Genomic DNA, 19,031 nt, shown 5'->3' with positions numbered 1-19,031 from the left:
TTATTTCATCCCCGTTGAGTAATTCAAAATAAAAGTATTTTATCAATATGCTTTTGCAAAGATAACTGTCTTATTTGCCTTTTTTCCGCAATATATACAATCCTTAATTAGGTCATATGTCGTATTGAGTTCTGTTGGGAGGTCTTTTGAATCAAACGGGATTACCCTAATGTCTGCTCCAGTATCCTCCTTTACTCTGACTTCACAGTCTTCATTACCACACCAACCTGTCACCATAAAGCCTGAATAATAATCCAAATTCCTCTTGAAATCGTCATAATTTGTTATGATTTTTGTTTTCTCTTTAAGAAATGTTTCGGCTTTGCAGTACAAATTAGATTGCAAACCTTGAAAAATTTTCTCGATTTCTTTACTCAAATCCTCCATAGGGACAATACTTTTTTGTCTATTATCTCTTCTCACTACTTCTACATTATTTCTTTCAATATCTCTCTGTCCAATATTTATTCGGACAGGGACCCCTTTCATTTCCCATTCATTATATTTCCATCCAGCGGTAAACTCATCTCTTTCATCTACAAAAACCCTATAGCCTAAAGATACCAAACTATCTTTTAGCCTATTAGCATGGTCTTTAACTAAATGTGCATTTACATTTTTGTAAATTGGAACAATAATAATTTGGATTGGGGCTACGATTGGAGGTAATATCAAACCTTTGTCATCTCCATGAACCATTACTAACGCTCCAATCAATCTCCAAGATATCCCCCAAGAAGTTTGGCAAACAAAATCTTCATTATTGTTTTTGTTCAAAAATTTAATTTCAAATGGTTGTGAAAAATTAAGACCCAAGTTATGGGAAGTACCAAGTTGTAGTGCTTTTCCATCAGGCATCAACCCCTCCAATGAAGTAGTATAATCTGCGCCAACAAATTTCTCTTTGTTGCTTTTGTAGCCAGATATCGTAGGAATTAAAAGGACTTTTTCAATAAAGTATTTGTAGAGATGCAAAATTGTCATTACTTCGTCCTCTGCCTCTTTTTTGTTGGCGTGAGCTGTATGACCCTCTTGCCATAAGAATTCCGAATTTCGTATGAAGGGTTTTGTTGACTTTATCTCAGCCCTCAAAGCGGTGTTCCAAAAATTCATTTTAAGTGGAAGATCTCGATAACTGGATATCCATTTCGGAAATATTGAATAAAGTAGAGCCTCAGAGGTGGGTCTCAACGCTAATTTTTCATTCAACAAAGAATCACCAGACGACGTTACCCAAAAGACCTCTGGATTAAATCCCTTGAAATGTTTTTCCTCTTTGTTCAACAGACTTTCAGGTATCAAGCAAGGTAAGAATCCGTTTAGGTGTCCTGTCTCTTTGAATTTCTGATCTAAATAAGTCTTGATGAGGTCCCAGATAGCAAAACCGTATGGCCGCAGGACAATGAAACCTTTTGCAGATATATAATCCGCCAACCCTGTTTTTTCAATTATTTGAGAATACCACTCGCTAAAGTTTTCATCTTTTTTCACACTAATACCGAATTCTTTACTGATTTTCTGGTCCAATTAATCAAAAGATAGCTATGGATTTCTATTTATGAAGCTTATGCTGTTATTAATGGCGCAACAAAAAGAAATAACTAGACTACTCTAAAGGGTCACCCTTGCAATAAACCACACCACTAATTCTACTATGAAAATTGCTACAAACGTAGCATTCTACAAAGCCAAGTTCCTGTTTGAACACAGGACAATCTATAGATTCTAACTTCATTCTCTTTAACATTTTTGGACTGACGCCCTTTAGTTTTAGTTTACCTTTATCATCCATCATCCCTGAGCTTTTTAACTCAGCTTTGGCTCTATCACTTATTTTCAATGTTTTTTCCACTTGCTTTATTGGAACCTCATATTTCGTATCGGGCGATTCACTCATCTCAATTAGATTTAATGTATGGTCTAATTATTTATAAAAATTTTTTTTCCAATTTGAGGATTAAGATAAAGTGTAAAAAAAAGAGACATATAGACTACAAGATTTTTGATTTTAGATTCGCTAAATTTGTGGATATCTGCATGAGATATAATAAGCAATAACCAATAATCACTATTATATGATCAATAATTATACATCTTTATTATCTATGACGAATTGAATAAGCTGTTTGAAGACGTATGTGATCTCCAAGAAAGATACGGAGAAAATACTCAAAACAATAGTCAATGGCTGGGAGGAGAAGATATCGATTCCCAAAACTAAGAATATTAAAGTTTTTGAAATTGAAGAGAATAAGAGTATCTTGGTTATCGATTCCCTTGTTGCAGTTTTCATTTCTGAGGAGACTATACTGCCTTTTTTGGGCAGAACCGAAGTCCTGGAAAAATTCCCTTCGATAATTGTGGACTCGGGTTCTATAAAGTTCATATGTAATGGAGCAAAGATATTGCGTCCAGGTATTGTAGAGTTTAGTCAATTCAAGAAAAATGACATAGTTGTAGCAAAGGAGGAAAAATATGGAAAATATTTATCTGTCGGTATAGCACTTGAGGACAGCATTAACGCCAAAGAATTACAAAAGGGACAGATCATAAATAATCTGCACTATGTCGGTGATAAATTCTGGAATGCTTTTAAGGAAATTTCCTTTCGATTATGAGATTAAATAATATACGTATGAGAGCTTTATCTTTATATATCTCAACCATTTTTAAAATTACATGCTTACGGGAAAGATGACAGCTACTTGGCTAATCCTTTTAACTATAGCAGGATGCGCTGCAGTTCCAGTTTTGTTAATTTATTATACGACGGTACATCCATTCATCGAAACTCATCCGCCTAAAATAACGTTAGGTTTAGTAGATTTAATTCCGAAGGTCATAATACTTGGCTTTACCCCCACTGTATCAACATAGAAACACAGCCCTGAGATTGTGAAAAAAAATTAGGAATTTAGTCAACTAATTTTTAATATTTATTTAAATAATCTTCTCCTAAAAACTAAAATATATTGACTATGGAATTAAAGGTTCATCCATCATTTTTTAGAGAGTTTGCCACGAAAACGTGGATATCTCCCTACGAAATAGTGAGAGAACTGATTGAAAACGCCTTTGACGAGGATGCAACGAATGTTCTCGTAACAGTATTAGAAAACGGCAACGTGGTAATTGAAGATAACGCAGGGATGAACTCCAATTCAATGGACAAGTTTTTGATATTAGGCTCACCCCATAAAGCTGAAGAAACTCTTTCACCAAAATTGAAAAGGTTAAGAACGGGAAGATATGGTACTGGACGGTTATCCTTTTTGACTTCGTTTAATCAAATGAAAATCAAAACTCGGCTGGATGATTTTAGCAAAACCATAGCTATTGATGGGAATACATTAGAGGAGCTTATTACTGGAAGAGCAAAATTACGTGAGATAAAAGAACCAAAACTCAGCAGAAATGGTACTGAAATATTTTTGATAGGATCTAAAATTAGCATCGACATAAACAAACTTTCCAAAGAGATTAAGAAACTCTCTATTCTAAAATATCCACTATTTGAGGTGTATATCAAATCTGCTAACAATATTAAAGAATGGGATATGTCTAATTCCCAAGTAATACACTCGCCAGATATTCAAGGTTACAAGTTAGAAGTAAATTTAGATAATCCAAGAACCACCGGTGAAATAACCATTGCGAGAAGGCCTTTGGGGCAAGATGAGAAAGGAATAGCAATAATGGTAGGTAATCACGTGGTTTTGAGGAGCACATTTGGATTTGACAACAAGCTGAGCCGAGTTACAGGATATGTAAAATGCGACGAACTTACATCCAGGTTTGCAGATAAATCGGCGTTGATTGAGAATGATACCTATAACGCTTTCAATCAAAATGTAAAAACATTCATAATTGATCAAGTGCTTCCGAGCCTAACAGAATATGAAGACGTTCTCATTACAAGGGAAGAATCAAAAATTTATAAGGAAATAGATAAAGTCATGGGTCAAGCTGTTTTGGAAACCCTTGAACCAGTAGAAGAAATTCAAGGATTCGAATCGGTCGAGGTTTCATCCCCAGCTGGCGAGAACGGAACAGATGGCTCAAGTCACATAAAAGATAGTCTGACAGGCGATTCAAATTCAATTCAAGGTTATGAAAATAATAAAACCGATAATGTATCTTTTACCTTAACACAGGAAGATGGGAACAATGATTTAGATATCGGTGATGAAAACAGCAAACGAAATTCTGATTCAAATTTTGATGATTTGAATGCAAAGAAATCTACAAAAACCTCTTTATCAGACAATTATACAGACAATAGAGACAAAATTTTAAACAATTCTGAAATCTCAAATTCAGCAAATGAATTTGCTCTTAACGATTCTACCAACAGAGAGAGTGCTTCTTTAACACAGATTTCAAATAATAATTACCAAGACAACCTCGCTACTGGCAACAACGGGATGATTAGAAAAACGGTTAGAAAGCCTATTCTCAAAAAAACTTTCACGCTAAAAAAAATAGGATACAAGGTGATCCCCTACGAGGATGAAACTGATCCGAGATACAGTTTTACAAATGAAAATATCGTCTTTGTAAATAAGGCTCATTCCACCTATAAGGTAGAGGCTCAAAGAGGAGATGAATTCCTATTCAGACACATAACAAATATTGTTGCAGAGGTGGTGGTTGGATCAAAGTATCCAGAGGCAAAGGACATTCTAGAAATTCAAAATAAGCTAATATCCGAAGCAATCAAGATTCATGACTACTCAATGTTGAAAAAGTAGGCATCAATATAGAAACGACTAAATCTAACTCTTTTTTTTTAATTATTAAATGGCTTTTCAATTTATGCCCGGAGCAACAGCAGTTGGGATTACTTACAATGATGGAGTACTTTTGGCTGCTGAAAAGAGAGTTTCATATGGCAATTTCGTAGTTAATAAAAATACTAAAAAAACATTTAATGTTACTGATCATGTGGGTGCCGCCTGTGCAGGTATGGTTGCTGACATGCAGGTTCTTGTACGCCAGGTAAGCGCTCTATCAAAAATCAGGAAATTGGAAACCCGACGTAACGTCGAACCAAATTCGGTTGCAAAACTGATGTCCGTCATAATGTTTGAAAGGAGATACTTTCCCTTATTGACTCAGGTTGTGGTGGGAGGTGTTACAACTGGAAAACCAGAAATTTATACTCTCGATCCACTAGGTTCGGTTTTACCAGATAGATATGCTGCAGTAGGAACTGGAGCTGAAATGGCATTGGGAGTAATGGATGCAGAGTTCAATGAAAACCTAGATGAGGAGAAGGCAACAAATCTAGCATTAAGATCCATTCGATCATCCATTCAAAGGGATTCTGCAAGTGGTGATGGTATAGATATTTTGATCATCAATAAGAATGGGAAAAGCGAAAGTTCGTATCCAGCATAAATCTGAAAAACAAATATTTATCATATTTATAGCAAGTGGCAATAAGCGATTTCTTCCTTTGAGGCCAAATCAACCAAAGTTTCAATTATTTATTTAAACTAATTTGAGAAGTGAGACGGTCAAGTTATCTAGAATACTAAGTGTTGGCAGTTGGATCTCTAATTCTCGTTCTACCAAATTTGGAACTACATTTTATTTTTTTATAAATACTATTATTAGAATAAATAAAAAGGACCTGAAGGGCTTACGACTGATATCAGTTCTTTAAATAGATTCTAGTAGATTACTACATATCAAATAATAATAGGTAATTTAGCCGCAGAAATAAGTAAATCCATCTGTCATGATATAAGAGTAAATAGATTATATCGCCTCGAATGCTTATCTAGATTCTTTTCCCCATAGTATTGTTTGAAATGTCCACAGATTATTTTGATTCATTAAACAATATTTCATTTGAGCATTTAAATATAGAATCATCCACAACCCATGAAAATACAATTTTTTGTCCTGTACATCATTGTTCTGGTAAGCCGATATCCAGGTGTGTTCCGTGTTCGGCCTATTATTGTCAAGAGCATTTACATAGACCTTCATATGCTGGACAATTTTAGAATAATTAATTTTGCTATGATGGACCAATTAAGAAACCTCCTTTGTTAGTGTCTTGGATGTTATGGTTTTTCTTAAAAAAAATAATCGATAAATCCGATATTCAACGTGGATTCGTTTTACTAGCACTTTATGATTGGATTTCTATTTCAATAAACATATCAAGCTTTAAAGATTACTAATCCCAATATTACTGAGATTAGAGACCATTTCGTTCAAATGATTTGGACAGGACATGTAAATTAAAACAATCTTTATCGTAACGGGCCCGGAGGGATTTGAACCCTCGGCCTGACGCTTAGGAGGCGTCCGCGCTATCCATTATGCACCTTTGATTATCCAAAGTCTGCGCTACGAGCCCATCTGACACTTAGATTATTATATTTTTTAAGATTAACATAATATTAATGCTGAGAAGAATTTACGAGGTTGGATGTAACCATTAGTTTGCCCAAAGTAGTAATGTTAATTACTGTTTTACCTCTGTCACCTTTGTCTACTTCTACCAACCCCAAATCTGCCAATCCTTTATTTTCCTTACCGCCTTGAACATGATAGCTCAAAAGAGGTTTTCCGTAACCCGAAATTTGTTCTAGTTCTTCCAAGCTGCTTACCATGCCGCCTATGCTATCAATACTTTGCAGTATTTTTATTTTGGTATCTGATATGATTTCGCTGTAACTGAACTTTAGTACTGGTAATAACAGAGGTACAGTGTGAGCATGGTCCATTGCAAAAGCCTTTATTCCATTAATGAATGCTGATGAGAGTGCAGCACAACTGATTAATTTATCCCCGGAACTTACATTCATAAGTATCTGATGATATTCCATACTTTTCTTTAACAATACTTCATTAACTCTTTCAATTGTATCCTTTACGACGTTTTCCTTCTCAACAAGAATTATTTCTGAACCGATACCGATTATTGTTTCAATCTTCTTTGAATATTCGATAGCTTTGGATTCATCACTTGAGTAGCATATCAATATGAGTTGATGAATTGGAAAATTTCGGATCCCTAGTGCAATTCCATCTTGATCATCGTCACCAAAGGTAGCAATTTGAAGGGTTTTCATTCTATAACTTATTGTAAGATGAACTTTATTAAAAATATTTGCAATTTTTTTATCTTTTTTGGATTTAGCAATTAATAATAATTGAATACTGGAAAATTATGATAACATTAGAAACAAAATGCCAAAAGCAGAAATATTATCAATTTTTTGATCAGAGCTAGAAAAAATATTTTTTTAGAATGATACTAATCAAATTTTACTAAATGCAAGATATTTTCAGTCCCTAAATTGAGTAAAAACTAGTAATCAAACCTGAAATTTCTATTTCTCGAAATAGACGGTACTTTTACAATCTCTCTCACTAGAACACTGGTATATTTTCTGAAGGTTTATCTTCAGTTTTTTCTTTAAATCCTAGATTCTGTACCCTATCTTTGATAGCATTAGATTGCTATTCTCCTGTTATCATAAAGTAAATCATTCTGATCAGCTAAATTATAACAGGTCACCTCGGTTGACGGTTAACATATTGACTGCGTGTTGAAGTTTATTCCGGGCATTTATCGGGGTTTTAGTATCATTCATGTATTAGGTCAAAATATCAAGATCAGACTCCAAATTCATGATTTTTGTCTTTTCTATTTAAGTACCGGGGAAAAGGCAAAAATTAACTATGATCTTTAATTCTATCAATTTAGAATGCGAGAAATATCTTTTTAATATTAGGATAACCAAATAATCACGGTACTAGAAAATGTCAGACTTGGATCGTAATACTTGTTCGAGAATCATGAAAGTCTTAACTGAGCTGGAAAAACAATCAACATTAGAAAGATCAGGCTTAGCAGAGGTATCCCATGAGGATTCGATGCTTGCGATTACCGGGGACACTGGAAAATTTTTTAGTATCTTACTATCATCAATGAATGCCAAAAAGATATTAGAGGTAGGTACTTCTGTTGGATACTCGACACTGTGGTTAGCATATTCGTTTTATCAGAATGAAGAAAACTCTCACCCGCCAAAAGGAAATATAACTACCATAGACAATAATCCACTAAAGGCTAAGAAAGCAGCAACAAATTTTAGGAATGCTGGAGTCAGTGACATAATAGAAATAATTAAAGGAAACGCCATAGAAGTCCTAAGGCAATTGTCAAATTATGTTAAGGATAATTCAGGCGATCAATCCAAATATTTTGACTTCATTTTTTTGGATGCTGACAAAGAAAATTTACCAGAATATTTTGATTTAGCTGTCTCAATAGTAAAGAAGGGTGGAGTGATCGTTACGGATAATGTATTGTATCCTGAGGAATATAGACCAAGTATGTCCAAATATATAGAACATATAAGGAAAAAAGATTCTATAAAATCAGTAACAGTCCCGATCGGACATGGGGAAGAAGTTAGTCTAAAAATAAAATAATTTCTGAGACTAACGACATATAATGTACTCCATCCTATTTGAAATTAGAACACAAATGAATTTGTGAAACATATTACAACAGCAGTAACATTTGAATATTTAAGAGAGAATTAAATAATTGCATTATGAAGGCGTAAATTGAGACTATTTAAGATATGAACTTATTTGGACCAATCAATGTTTAACCTTAACCATTTCGATTAATTTTAATGTCGAAAATCGTTGCAACCGGGCTAGTCTGTGTTTGGTTATGAACAAAGATATTAATTTGATTATAGCAATATGAACATGACAAAAATTGTTAAAACGAATCATCCCAATGAAATAATCACACTTGAATTATCAAAGTCTGAACTAGAAGACATCCTGAACTCGGTTGACTGTATGACAGAAAAAGAACAAAGAAAATTATTAGAGAATATACCATCCACGGAGGAAGGACGAACAAGATTGGACAAATACAAAGCCCTTAAGGAAGATCTCAAGAAAATATTTGAATCCGTTTCATGAAACTAATTACTATTGAAAAAACTACATGTTGTACTGCCAAATGAAAGAATTGTAAAATTAAGATCCATAAATTCATAATAATATTAAGAATAGCTGTAAATAATGAGTTTTTCTAGACTAACAACTTGCACTTTGGAATTTTCTCTTGTAAAATTAATTATTCTTTATGTCGAATGGCCCGAAATAATACGTCAAAAAAATACTAATAATCTGAATAAATCAAAAATATAAAAATTTTGTTTTAGGCTTGCAGGTATGAAATTTTTCCATTCGCACCTGCATCACCTAATCATTGTCAATCCTATTATGCTATTGGAGCTAGTGGTTTACCTGTTTCTGTTGTTGTTGTTTCACTTTGAGGAGCTACTGGTTTTCCTGTTTCTGTTGCGGTGGTTTCACTTTGAGGAGCAATCATACGAGAGTTGTCAGAGCTTGATTTGTCGCTTTCGTCTTTAGAAGAGGCTGCGTCGCTTTCGTCTTTAGAAGAGGCTGCGTCGCTTTCGTCTTTAGAAGAGGCTGCGTCGCTTTCGTCTTTAGAAGAGGCTGCGTCGCTTTCGTCTTTAGAAGAGGCTGCGTCGCTTTCGTCTTTAGAAGAGGCTGCGTCGCTTTCGTCTTTAGAAGAGGCTGCGTCGCTTTCGTCTTTAGAAGAGGTTGCGTCGCTTTCGTCTTTAGAAGAGGCTGCGTCGCTTTCGTCTTTAGAAGAGGCTGCGTCGCTTTCGTCTTTAGAAGAGGCTGCGTCGCTTTCGTCTTTAGAAGAGGCTGCGTCGCTTTCGTCTTTAGAAGAGGCTGCGTCGCTTTCGTCTTTAGAAGAGGCTGCGTCGCTTTCGTCTTTAGAAGAGGCTGCGTCGCTTTCGTCTTTAGAAGAGGCTGCGTCGCTTTCGTCTTTAGAAGAGGCTGCGTCGCTTTCGTCTTTAGAAGAGGCTGCGTCGCTTTCGTCTTTAGAAGAGGCTGCGTCGCTTTCGTCTTTAGAAGAGGCTGCGTCGCTTTCGTCTTTAGAAGAGGCTGCGTCGCTTTCGTCTTTAGAAGAGGCTGCGTCGCTTTCGTCTTTAGAAGAGGCTGCGTCGCTTTCGTCTTTAGAAGAGGCTGCGTCGCTTTCGTCTTTAGAAGAGGCTGCGTCGCTTTCGTCTTTAGAAGAGGCTGCGTCGCTTTCGTCTTTAGAAGAGGCTGCGTCGCTTTCGTCTTTAGAAGAGGCTGCGTCGCTTTCGTCTTTAGAAGAGGCTGCGTCGCTTTCGTCTTTAGAAGAGGCTGCGTCGCTTTCGTCTTTAGAAGAGGCTGCGTCGCTTTCGTCTTTAGAAGAGGCTGCGTCGCTTTCGTCTTTAGAAGAGGCTGCGTCAGTCTGTGGATCTACGGATTTACTACTGGCGTCTGGACTTGTGGAGCTTGCATCTTCAGATTGTGTATCAGATTGTGCTTTTGGAGATTGAATATCATTGAATGGAAATACAAGATCGATCCCACCCATTGGGTCAGTAGCTGCGGATTCATCCTGAGAACCAGTGGCGGAGTCATCATCGCTAGATGATGATTCATCCTGAGAACCAGTGGTGCTAGAATCACCAAATGGGAACATTTCATCGAAGCTGAAACCTTCTTTGCTACTTCCGAATAGACTATCAAAATTTAATCCACGGGAACTGTCTTCACCAGAGTTTTGTGCTAATACGTTTTGATTAAAGATTGCGTGTGTGCTTGAACCTGTTACTACCACTACTAAGAATATTAATAGTAGATTAAATGGTATAATCTTTAGCATTATTGAAGATCCCAGCTAATCCCATAAAGCAGTTTGATAACTGATTACTTCATTAATAGTACAACATCATGTTCAATAAAAATAAAAGAAACAAAATTAACCTAGTTAGTTATATAATAGAACTCTACTAAAACACATTGCTAGTATTCCAACATATGCAGGCTGGTTTTAGATATTAGATTTGAATATTCACATGTAGGGGCAAGTTTGATTCACCGATTACAGATTTGAAAAACATATTTCTAATTCCCCTCATATGCTCAAATATTGTTTTGATAATTCTAAGTAATTATTTGATAACTCTTTTATCCATTCTCGTTCCTTGTCATTTATGTCACGGATTTCCTTTGCGGGCAATCCCCCCCAAAGTTTACCTGAGGGAATCTTAGTGTTTGGCTTAACCACGGATCCTGCAGCAATTATAGACCATTCTCCAAGCTCGCACTCATCCATGACAACAGATCCAATCCCAACCAGCGAGTTATCTTTTATTGAACAACCATGAAGTGTCACCGAATGACCAATGGTAACATTGTTACCAATTATGGTTGGATATTTATTAGCGGTAACATGTACAACACTATTATCTTGTATATTGGTATTATATCCAACCTTGATGTGAAAGACATCACCTCTAAGAACAGTACCAAACCAAATCGATGTACGAGAGCCTATTTCTACGTCACCGATAATCACAGAATTCGGTGCAATAAAACAATCGGAATTTATTTTTGGAACTTTATTTTTAAAAGGCAATAATGACACACTCGTCTTAATGATGTAATGAGTTATAAATTATTACAGATTAGTCGATATGAATTGGGATCACTCCACTTGAAATTGATGTGCCAACTTTTTAGCTTTGGTTTGGTTCTAGTTTAAATTTGACAATATCGCCTTTATCGTTACAGCCCAAATATTCTTATTATAATCTTCAGGGATCCCAAGGAGACTTCCTGCGGTAATACCGTCAAACAAAGACACCATTCCTGAGGCAACATAGGTTAAGTTAATATCACCTTTAATAAACCCCTTGTCACTTTGGATCTGCAAATAGTTTTCAACAACTTTATAGATTTTGAGTCTATGCTTGAACAAGATTATTTTTAATTTTGGATTGCGTGTTGATTCTGATAAGGCCTCAAAAAAGACCTTTGCACTTCCTTCCTTTTGTATTTTTTGAAAGTTTTCGTAAAATAATTCTGCATTGGATATTAGGTCATCCCTACTTTTAGTAAATAAGTGATCAAGTTGAATTTTTAGTAGGTCGAGACTGTCCTCACAAATTGCATGAAATAAATCTTCTTTATTATCAAAATAATTATATAATGTTCCTTTACTTAAATCGGCCAAAAGAGATATTTCATCCATTCGAGTTCGATCGAATCCATTTTTAGAAAAGCATTCAATTGCTGATTGGATAATCCTACCTCGTACTTCTTGCTTATGTTGAGATGTTACCTTTGGACACATTAATGATCACCCATTTCAAGATGTGTGTAATAATACTTGTATCCTCTGAGGTTTACTACTCCAATACGAGGCACATCTGATTTTCCACTTTTTTTTAATAAAAAATTTATGGCACACGATATTATAGGTTTAATGTAACTACAAATAATTTGAAATTTTCTAGTATCATTTTTTATATCGTTAGGTAATGAGGCAATTCTCATTCTAAATCGTAAAAAATACTTTGAAGCAAGGTCTTGGGAATTAAAATCAAGTCTAGACACGAACAAGTTAATTTAGGTCTGGATGCTAATAAACATGTCTGACCAGTCAGTTTAATTTATTAAGGAGTATTAGTAAGATAAATCATGATTCCATTAAGGAAGGAAAATGACCAGTCTTTAGACGGCATGCGTTTGAAGACACAGGAACAGTTTAGTTATTCAGATAGTGTCCTTAGCACTACTAATTCAATTACATCTAACAAGTTAAATGCCCAAAGGCCCAACATCCTTAAAAATGATAAAGTAGTTATCATAGGACTTGGCCAACTTGGTCTTCCAGTTGCAAAATATGTTAAAGAACATGGTTTTGATACTTATGGATATGATATAAATCAAAAAACCATGCAATCAGCTGAAGCCAACTATGGAATAAAGCAAGCATCCAACTTTGGTGATTTTGACGTACTAATTATCTGTGTATCTACACATAGACCAGATGATATGTTTACACCACAAGTAGATGGTTTGATGTCTGTAGTTGAAAAGTTATCTAGAGAAGCTAAAACAGGCGCACTAATATCAATTGAAAGCACAATACCAAAAGGTACATCTAAAAAAGTATTTGAAAAAGTAGACCACAGACTACACGTTGTACATGCACCACATAGATGGTATGCATTAGAAGAAGAGGTTCACGGTGTTAATCAATTACGTATTGTAGGAGGTGTAAGCAACTGCTGCTTGCAACACGGTCTTAACTTTTATGATGGACGGGAAGTGGTATCCCAGACAACAGAAACAACAAAGGCTGAATTAACAGCTGGGATAAAAACTCTATCAATTCCAATGCATCCAGTATCGTCAGTTGAAGTAGCAGAACTAACAAAAATAGTAGAAAATGCTCATAGATATCTTCAAATAGCATTTGCAGAAGAGCTTTATCTCTATTGCAAGTCTAACAGTATCAGTTTTTCTGAATTACGTGAATCACTCAATACAAAATGGAATGTAGAAGTTCTAGAACCTAGGGATGGAATAGGAGGTCATTGTCTTCCCAAAGATACAAGAATGTTTATCAATTCATCTAACACAATAAGAAGCAAAATACTTCAAGCAGCCATGGAGATTGATGAGGACTATAGAGAATATAGAAGTAAATTAAAGAAGGAAGTTAAAATTCCAGCCGTATGATCTGATAACATTACTACCATTTTTTGCTAAACTAGGTATTCATTCATGAAAAACATAAAACCAAATGCCAGCGAAAAGATTCACGAATCCACGTGGATAACACTGGCAATATTGGGATCGACAATTTTGATAACGATGTACGGAGAAACCATGCTTTTACCAGCTATTAGTGATATAATTAGAGACTTTGATATTTCATATAGTACCTCGTCATGGATTCTGACGGCCTACTTAATTTCAGGAGCAGTCATGACGCCTATAGCAGGAAAATTATCAGACATATATGGTAGAAAGAAAATGGTGCTTGTGATTTTTATTATTTATATTATAGGGATCGCCATAGGAGGATTGTCAACTAATATTTACACTTTAGTTTTGGCAAGAATCATTCAAGGTATAGGTATTTCAATGTTCCCCATCGCATTTGGAATCATAAGAGACCAATTTCCTATGTCTAAGATTGCAATTGGTATAGGAGTTTTCAGTTCGATGTTTGCTGCAGGATCAGTAGTTGGAATGGCTATAGGTGGGACAATAGTCCAAAATTTTGGATGGCAAGCTACCTTTTTCACCATAATACCAGTGGCAATCATACTTTGGATCATAATAAAGAAGCGGATAAAGGATGATGACACTTCAAATATCAACAACGAGGGTGAACAAGATTCAAATTTCATCCAACCCAAAAAGGAAAATAGACGATTAGATCAAAGTAACCTTAGTGATAAAAAAACCAGACATCATATAGATATTAAAGGAGCAATATCGTTAGCTTTATCAATTTCATCTTTCCTATTAACTTTGACATATTTTGCTAACACAAATAGTGAATCCAATAATTTTACGTCGTTTGATGGCATTGTCCTAGGTTCACTTGTTACACTGACAATTTGCTCAATGACAGCATTTGTACTCATTGAAAGAAAGGCAAAGGATCCGTTAATACCACTCAGATTAATATCAGACAGGATTTTGCTTCCATCAAATATTATCCTCTTAGTTTTTGGAATAACAATGTTTATGATTTATCAAACTATACCAATTTTGGTAACTAGTCCAATACCGTTTGGATTTGGTGGGGAAGCAATGGATAGTGCAATGGTTCAATTGCCGTTCATGATAATTTTTTTAATATTTGCTCCATCCTCAGGATTTATAGTATCAAAAATAGGCAATTTCAAGCCAATTGTTGTAGGAAGTGTTTTGACTACAATTGGTTTTGCTAGTTTATTCGCATTTCATGGAAGTGAATCTTTAATTTCACTAAATTTGATAATAATCTCCGCAGGATTGTCATTGACACAAGTAGGAGCTTTCAATATCACATTGCAACATACACCCCATCAGTATAGCGGAGTCTCGATAGGGATATCAGTAGTATTAGTATTAATGGGCAGTTCCATAGGTCCAGTAATTGCCTCAACTTATATGCAAGCTTTTCAAGAGTCAGTATTCAGTATGGGGGGACAATCATTTCCTTCTCAGTTATCATATGATCTCATCTTTATCACCGCAACAATAATTTCTTTGATATCCTTCCCCTGTATGATACTATTGAAAAGAAGAACGAATCAAATTACTCTAAAAGAGCATGAACTATAAATTCTCCAATTGTCATACTCTCACATAGTACAGCTGGCTATTTAGCAAGAAAAATCGTAATTGATGGCAATATTCCCCATTTTTAGTAAAAGAAATCCTGTAATGCATGTTTTACATAAATCAAGAATTAATGACTAGGTTCATTATTCCGAGCATTTTCCCTAATACAAAATTTTCATATCAAAATAGTTCAACGAATATGTTTATCGGAATCCCATTAGCTCGCATACCAATTCTGATCCTACCAGTCTCATATGATATATCACCTATGCTATCCTTTAATCCTCGCGACGCAAAATGCAAATGATTACTCCGCAGGTTTATTTTATAGGTTCCATCATTTTCATTTTGAAGTCCAGACAAAAATATCAAGTGGCCTTCATTTCTCAATTCATCAAGTTCCCTACAGATAGGTTTGATAATATTCCAAGCTTCAGCTTCTGTTAGATCTTTGGTCAATTCTTGTCAATAATCTGGACAGACTATTATTGGTTAAGATCGTGTTGAACTAGATCATGACAGATTAAAGGACCCCTACTGTAATCCTGATCCTGATCCTAATTTACTTATCTTAAACTAATACCGTTAATAGTAATTTGATTATACAGGACTTAAGATCTTAGAGTAACCAAGATAAGAGAGAAAACCGTCGGTAGATATGAAGACACCGAACAAAGGCGTCAAGATAATACTAAAGTCCTAAGGCCATTTCCAAGAGATTATTCATTTATGGAATTAGATTATTTTGAAACAAGAACTTCATCCCCTTCCAACTCAGTACCTAATTCATAGGCATTAGCCACATCCTTTACAGAGAGAACGCTGTATGGTTCGTCTTGCATATCAAAACTATGCATCATCTCCTCAATAATTTGGTTAACAATCGAATCCGAAACTATTGAAATAACAAGGACACGGCCTATAAATTTAGGTATTGTAGTTCTACCGGTGTGGTAAGAATGAATAATTTCAGAGGTAAATCGTGGAGTTCTACTAGTTCCCTGGATATCAAAAAAGGTAATACCCAACTTATGTTTTTGTAATATATTAGTCACTTTTAAAAGATCGTTATTTCGAATAAGAACAATGAGAAAATATAAATTAAAAAATTTTACACAAATTGCAGGAATTTTTATGATAAATGTATTTGAATCCAAGCTAAAACTAATAGATTCAGTATAAGATTGAAAGAAGTAGATTTTCTATGGCTTCAAGAAGAATACAATAAACGCAAAGAAGAATATCAGAAGCAATTTAGAACAATTGATTTTGACAAGTTTGCCGATTTGTTCATTAAAGAATTATTTGAGAAACTAAATCAGGCCAAAAAAATTTTGACCATGGATTGATATTCAATAATCCCAGAATGTACTATTGTAATAAAGTATAATCTCTATTGGTTTTTTCGTATTTCTCGAGCATATTTTAAAGTCTTTTGCTCCCGTTATTGTATATCACGTTCAATTTCTGGTTGAAACTTGTTTTTTACTAACCAAGTCACAAGTCCACATACCCCTATAATTATCCCAATGGTCAAGGATTCGACTAAAATCGCTAATTCTTTTGTATTAAGTCTAGCTAAATATATATATTTTGTAATAAACTTTCAATATTTATTATCTTATTGGTACATGATCTACATATCTTTTAGTATCATCTATAAATATTATAAATATTATCGTTTAATAATATGATTTTTTGATCAAATTATATGATGTAAAAATTTAAGATGGCCATATAAACAAATGAAAAACATGGATTCCTGGTGTCCGCTGTTTCACCCCCTTTCAAACATCAAAGCAATCACCAAAACAAATCAATAAGAAAATTAATGAATACCCGAGAATGAGTTATAGTGTGAAACTTACAAACGTAGAGATTTCTGATATCCTTCGTAAGATTTCATTTCTCCTGGAGTTGGATAATGATAACGATGATAACAAGACTAATTTAAATTTCAAAAATAGAGCATATATTAGAGCAGCTGATCAAATTGATAACCTTCCGCTAAGTATTACATCTCTTTATGAGGAAAGAGGGATTAATGGATTAATACAAATTCCTTCTATTGGTAAAGCAATCTCCTCAAAAATAGAAGAATATATTGAAACAGGCAAGATTGAATATTATGAAACACTAAAATCAAAATACCCAATAAAGATAGATGATTTCGTAGGCTTAGAAGGAATAGGTCCGAAAACTTTGAGAGTAATAATTGACAAGTTACCTATAAGAAATCTCAGTGATTTAGAAAGGGCTGCTAGAGAAGGGAAGTTAAACGGGATTTCAGGAATTTCTAAAAAAAAAGAAGAAAAAATACTAAGGAGAATTGAATTACACAACATAGGCAAAAAAAGGCGTTTACTTGGAGATATTTATCCATTGGTAAAGCAAATGGAAAAATATTTAACAAATTTGGAAAACGTTTCTACTGTAACAGCAGTAGGATCCTTTAGAAGAATGAGGGAAACCATAGGTGATATAGATTTTCTAGTAGTTTCAGACAATCCAGATAAAGTAATTAATTCATTCGTAAATATGCCCGAAGTTAAAGAAATTCTAAGCAAAGGTAGTACTAAAGCATTTATTAAATTTAATAATGGATTAGATTCCGATTTATTGGTCGTTCCTAAAGAAAGTTATGGAGCAGCATTACAATATTTTACCGGGAGTAAGGAACACGGAATAGCATTGCGAAGATTAGCACAATCCAAGGCACTTCGCTTAAATGAATGGGGATTATTTGATATTAAATCCGATCAAAAAATATCAGGCGAATCAGAAGAACAGTTGTACAATGAATTAGGGTTGGAATGGATCCCTCCAGAGTTGAGAGAAAACAGTGGAGAAATTGAGATAGCAAAGAAAGGGTCAAAGGAGTGGCAGGAAAAAATGAAAGGATTGATAAAATACGGCGATATAAAAGGAGATCTACAAGTACATTCAAACAATACAGACGGGAAAATGTCAATAAAAGAGATGGCATATTTTGCAATGACGAATTTTAATCTTGATTATATCGCCATCACAGATCACACAAAAAGCCTAAGAATCGCTAGGGGATTAGATGAACAACAGCTACTAGACCAAGCACACAAGATTCAAGAATTTAATGATTCAATAAAAAGCGGTACTTTCTTTGTGGATCTAAATAAACATAATGAAGAAAAACAGTTAGAGAGGAAAACAAGCAACTACGAAAAGAAGAGAAAAAAAAGCGAAAGGAATTTGAGTGACTTTAGAATACTTTCTTCAGCAGAAGTAAACATCCTTAGCAACGGTTCATTAGACATTCCAAACAACATTTTGGATAAATTAGACATAGTAGGTGCTGCAATTCATTCTAATTTTTCTCAACCAATAGAGGTACAAACTAATAGGTTAATTAAAGCAGCCCAAAATCCGAGCGTAGATATTATCTTTCACCCAACTGGCAGAATCATTAATAAAAGAGATGGCTATCCTGTGGATATTCCGAAATTAATGACAATTGCAAACGAAACTAACACAATTCTGGAAATTGATTCTCACTATAACAGGTTAGATTTACGTGATGAATACATAAGAACAGCTATACAGAATGAAGTTAAGTTGGTTGTTGATTCAGATGCTCATCATCCCCTGCATTATGCATTTTTGGAAATTGGTATAGGACAAGCAAGAAGAGGATGGGCAGGACGAAATGATATACTAAATACGTTATCCGTACGAGAACTACTCAAAAAATTGAAATAATAAATTACTCTAATTACATCAAAAAGGTCTCTTCGCAATTCTAACCAAATTTCCTGATCTGTCAATCTCAGGTCCCATCATTGTAGGATGTAAATTCAAATAAG

18 protein-coding genes and 1 tRNA gene are annotated in these 19,031 nt (G+C 34.6%); 10 read left to right on the top strand and 9 right to left on the bottom strand.

From position 1 onward, the window contains the following. Nucleotides 1-42: 42 nt before the first annotated feature. Together proS and AAGU22_RS01965 are read right to left on the bottom strand one after the other, a co-directional pair. Nucleotides 43-1,515, bottom strand: a complete 1,473-nt coding sequence (proS, locus tag AAGU22_RS01970) for a proline--tRNA ligase (protein ID WP_458721724.1) — start codon at nucleotides 1,513-1,515, stop codon at nucleotides 43-45. Between the two features lie 91 nt (nucleotides 1,516-1,606). Continuing rightward, complete coding sequence (locus AAGU22_RS01965) at nucleotides 1,607-1,897, bottom strand: hypothetical protein (protein WP_458720571.1); 291 nt, start codon at nucleotides 1,895-1,897, stop codon at nucleotides 1,607-1,609. A gap of 229 nt (nucleotides 1,898-2,126) precedes the next feature. Between AAGU22_RS01965 and AAGU22_RS01960 the strand changes: the two genes are divergently transcribed. From AAGU22_RS01960 to AAGU22_RS01945, 4 genes are all read left to right on the top strand, one after another. After that, nucleotides 2,127-2,618 (top strand): PUA domain-containing protein, encoded by a 492-nt coding sequence (locus AAGU22_RS01960; protein WP_458720570.1) that lies wholly within the window; start codon nucleotides 2,127-2,129, stop codon nucleotides 2,616-2,618. A gap of 61 nt (nucleotides 2,619-2,679) precedes the next feature. Continuing rightward, complete coding sequence (locus AAGU22_RS01955; RefSeq protein ID WP_458720569.1) at nucleotides 2,680-2,877, top strand: hypothetical protein; 198 nt, start codon at nucleotides 2,680-2,682, stop codon at nucleotides 2,875-2,877. A 101-nt stretch (nucleotides 2,878-2,978) separates the two neighbouring features. After that, a complete protein-coding gene (locus AAGU22_RS01950; protein WP_458720568.1) occupies nucleotides 2,979-4,751 on the top strand; it encodes an ATP-binding protein in 1,773 nt (590 codons plus the stop codon). Nucleotides 4,752-4,800: 49 nt separating this feature from the next. Then, on the top strand, nucleotides 4,801-5,400 hold the full coding sequence (locus AAGU22_RS01945) for an Ntn hydrolase family protein (RefSeq protein ID WP_458720567.1): 600 nt from the start codon (nucleotides 4,801-4,803) through the stop codon (nucleotides 5,398-5,400). Between the two features lie 875 nt (nucleotides 5,401-6,275). Here the strand turns inward: AAGU22_RS01945 and AAGU22_RS01940 are convergent. Together AAGU22_RS01940 and AAGU22_RS01935 are read right to left on the bottom strand one after the other, a co-directional pair. Next, nucleotides 6,276-6,373 (bottom strand) — tRNA-Arg (locus tag AAGU22_RS01940). A gap of 43 nt (nucleotides 6,374-6,416) precedes the next feature. Continuing rightward, on the bottom strand, nucleotides 6,417-7,091 hold the full coding sequence (locus AAGU22_RS01935) for a hypothetical protein (RefSeq protein WP_458720566.1): 675 nt from the start codon (nucleotides 7,089-7,091) through the stop codon (nucleotides 6,417-6,419). A 694-nt stretch (nucleotides 7,092-7,785) separates the two neighbouring features. Between AAGU22_RS01935 and AAGU22_RS01930 the strand changes: the two genes are divergently transcribed. Together AAGU22_RS01930 and AAGU22_RS01925 are read left to right on the top strand one after the other, a co-directional pair. Continuing rightward, complete coding sequence (locus AAGU22_RS01930; protein WP_458720565.1) at nucleotides 7,786-8,460, top strand: O-methyltransferase; 675 nt, start codon at nucleotides 7,786-7,788, stop codon at nucleotides 8,458-8,460. 288 nt (nucleotides 8,461-8,748) lie between these two features. Beyond that, entirely contained in the window at nucleotides 8,749-8,970 is a 222-nt protein-coding gene (locus AAGU22_RS01925; protein WP_458720564.1) for a hypothetical protein, read from the top strand. A gap of 304 nt (nucleotides 8,971-9,274) precedes the next feature. Here the strand turns inward: AAGU22_RS01925 and AAGU22_RS01920 are convergent, their stop codons facing one another. From AAGU22_RS01920 to AAGU22_RS01910, 3 genes are all read right to left on the bottom strand, one after another. Then, nucleotides 9,275-10,723 (bottom strand): MSCRAMM family adhesin, encoded by a 1,449-nt coding sequence (locus AAGU22_RS01920; protein ID WP_458720563.1) that lies wholly within the window; start codon nucleotides 10,721-10,723, stop codon nucleotides 9,275-9,277. A gap of 252 nt (nucleotides 10,724-10,975) precedes the next feature. Then, the gene (locus AAGU22_RS01915; protein WP_458720562.1) at nucleotides 10,976-11,488 is read right to left on the bottom strand and encodes a gamma carbonic anhydrase family protein; all 513 of its coding nucleotides are present in this window, start codon (nucleotides 11,486-11,488) and stop codon (nucleotides 10,976-10,978) included. A gap of 108 nt (nucleotides 11,489-11,596) precedes the next feature. Continuing rightward, nucleotides 11,597-12,196 carry a TetR/AcrR family transcriptional regulator gene (locus tag AAGU22_RS01910; protein ID WP_458720561.1) on the bottom strand — a complete coding sequence of 200 codons (600 nt, stop codon included), beginning with the start codon at nucleotides 12,194-12,196 and terminating at the stop codon, nucleotides 11,597-11,599. A gap of 347 nt (nucleotides 12,197-12,543) precedes the next feature. Between AAGU22_RS01910 and AAGU22_RS01905 the strand changes: the two genes are divergently transcribed. Together AAGU22_RS01905 and AAGU22_RS01900 are read left to right on the top strand one after the other, a co-directional pair. Beyond that, the gene (locus AAGU22_RS01905) at nucleotides 12,544-13,590 is read left to right on the top strand and encodes an NAD(P)-binding domain-containing protein (protein ID WP_458720560.1); all 1,047 of its coding nucleotides are present in this window, start codon (nucleotides 12,544-12,546) and stop codon (nucleotides 13,588-13,590) included. Nucleotides 13,591-13,635: 45 nt separating this feature from the next. Continuing rightward, complete coding sequence (locus AAGU22_RS01900; protein WP_458720559.1) at nucleotides 13,636-15,192, top strand: MFS transporter; 1,557 nt, start codon at nucleotides 13,636-13,638, stop codon at nucleotides 15,190-15,192. 180 nt (nucleotides 15,193-15,372) lie between these two features. Here AAGU22_RS01900 and AAGU22_RS01895 read toward each other — a convergent pair whose 3' ends face one another. Together AAGU22_RS01895 and AAGU22_RS01890 are read right to left on the bottom strand one after the other, a co-directional pair. Next, entirely contained in the window at nucleotides 15,373-15,651 is a 279-nt protein-coding gene (locus AAGU22_RS01895; RefSeq protein WP_458720558.1) for a hypothetical protein, read from the bottom strand. A 281-nt stretch (nucleotides 15,652-15,932) separates the two neighbouring features. After that, nucleotides 15,933-16,220, bottom strand: coding sequence for a hypothetical protein (locus AAGU22_RS01890; protein ID WP_458720557.1), 288 nt, complete (start codon nucleotides 16,218-16,220; stop codon nucleotides 15,933-15,935). A 156-nt stretch (nucleotides 16,221-16,376) separates the two neighbouring features. Here AAGU22_RS01890 and AAGU22_RS01885 point away from each other — a divergent pair, with 156 nt between their 5' ends. After that, nucleotides 16,377-16,541 carry a hypothetical protein gene (locus tag AAGU22_RS01885; RefSeq protein WP_458720556.1) on the top strand — a complete coding sequence of 55 codons (165 nt, stop codon included), beginning with the start codon at nucleotides 16,377-16,379 and terminating at the stop codon, nucleotides 16,539-16,541. A 508-nt stretch (nucleotides 16,542-17,049) separates the two neighbouring features. Then, on the top strand, nucleotides 17,050-18,927 hold the full coding sequence (locus AAGU22_RS01880) for a helix-hairpin-helix domain-containing protein (protein WP_458720555.1): 1,878 nt from the start codon (nucleotides 17,050-17,052) through the stop codon (nucleotides 18,925-18,927). Nucleotides 18,928-19,031 lie beyond the last annotated feature (104 nt).

It is taken from the genome of Candidatus Nitrosocosmicus sp. R (assembly GCF_054408505.1).
The sequence above is the reverse complement of the archived record's forward strand: the minus strand, read 5'-3'. Positions and strand labels throughout refer to the sequence as shown.

Excerpts from the sequence above, each read along its gene's own strand:
- AAGU22_RS01900 (WP_458720559.1), top strand. The coding sequence starts at position 13,636 with ATGAAAAACATAAAACCAAATGCCAGCGAAAAGATTCACGAATCCACG.
- AAGU22_RS01925 (WP_458720564.1), top strand. The coding sequence starts at position 8,749 with ATGACAAAAATTGTTAAAACGAATCATCCCAATGAAATAATCACACTT.
- AAGU22_RS01955 (WP_458720569.1), top strand. The coding sequence starts at position 2,680 with ATGCTTACGGGAAAGATGACAGCTACTTGGCTAATCCTTTTAACTATA.
- AAGU22_RS01905 (WP_458720560.1), top strand. The coding sequence starts at position 12,544 with ATGATTCCATTAAGGAAGGAAAATGACCAGTCTTTAGACGGCATGCGT.
- AAGU22_RS01935 (WP_458720566.1), bottom strand. The coding sequence starts at position 7,091 with ATGAAAACCCTTCAAATTGCTACCTTTGGTGACGATGATCAAGATGGA.
- AAGU22_RS01910 (WP_458720561.1), bottom strand. The coding sequence starts at position 12,196 with ATGTGTCCAAAGGTAACATCTCAACATAAGCAAGAAGTACGAGGTAGG.
- AAGU22_RS01930 (WP_458720565.1), top strand. The coding sequence starts at position 7,786 with ATGTCAGACTTGGATCGTAATACTTGTTCGAGAATCATGAAAGTCTTA.
- AAGU22_RS01945 (WP_458720567.1), top strand. The coding sequence starts at position 4,801 with ATGGCTTTTCAATTTATGCCCGGAGCAACAGCAGTTGGGATTACTTAC.
- AAGU22_RS01920 (WP_458720563.1), bottom strand. The coding sequence starts at position 10,723 with ATGCTAAAGATTATACCATTTAATCTACTATTAATATTCTTAGTAGTG.
- AAGU22_RS01950 (WP_458720568.1), top strand. The coding sequence starts at position 2,979 with ATGGAATTAAAGGTTCATCCATCATTTTTTAGAGAGTTTGCCACGAAA.
- AAGU22_RS01965 (WP_458720571.1), bottom strand. The coding sequence starts at position 1,897 with ATGAGTGAATCGCCCGATACGAAATATGAGGTTCCAATAAAGCAAGTG.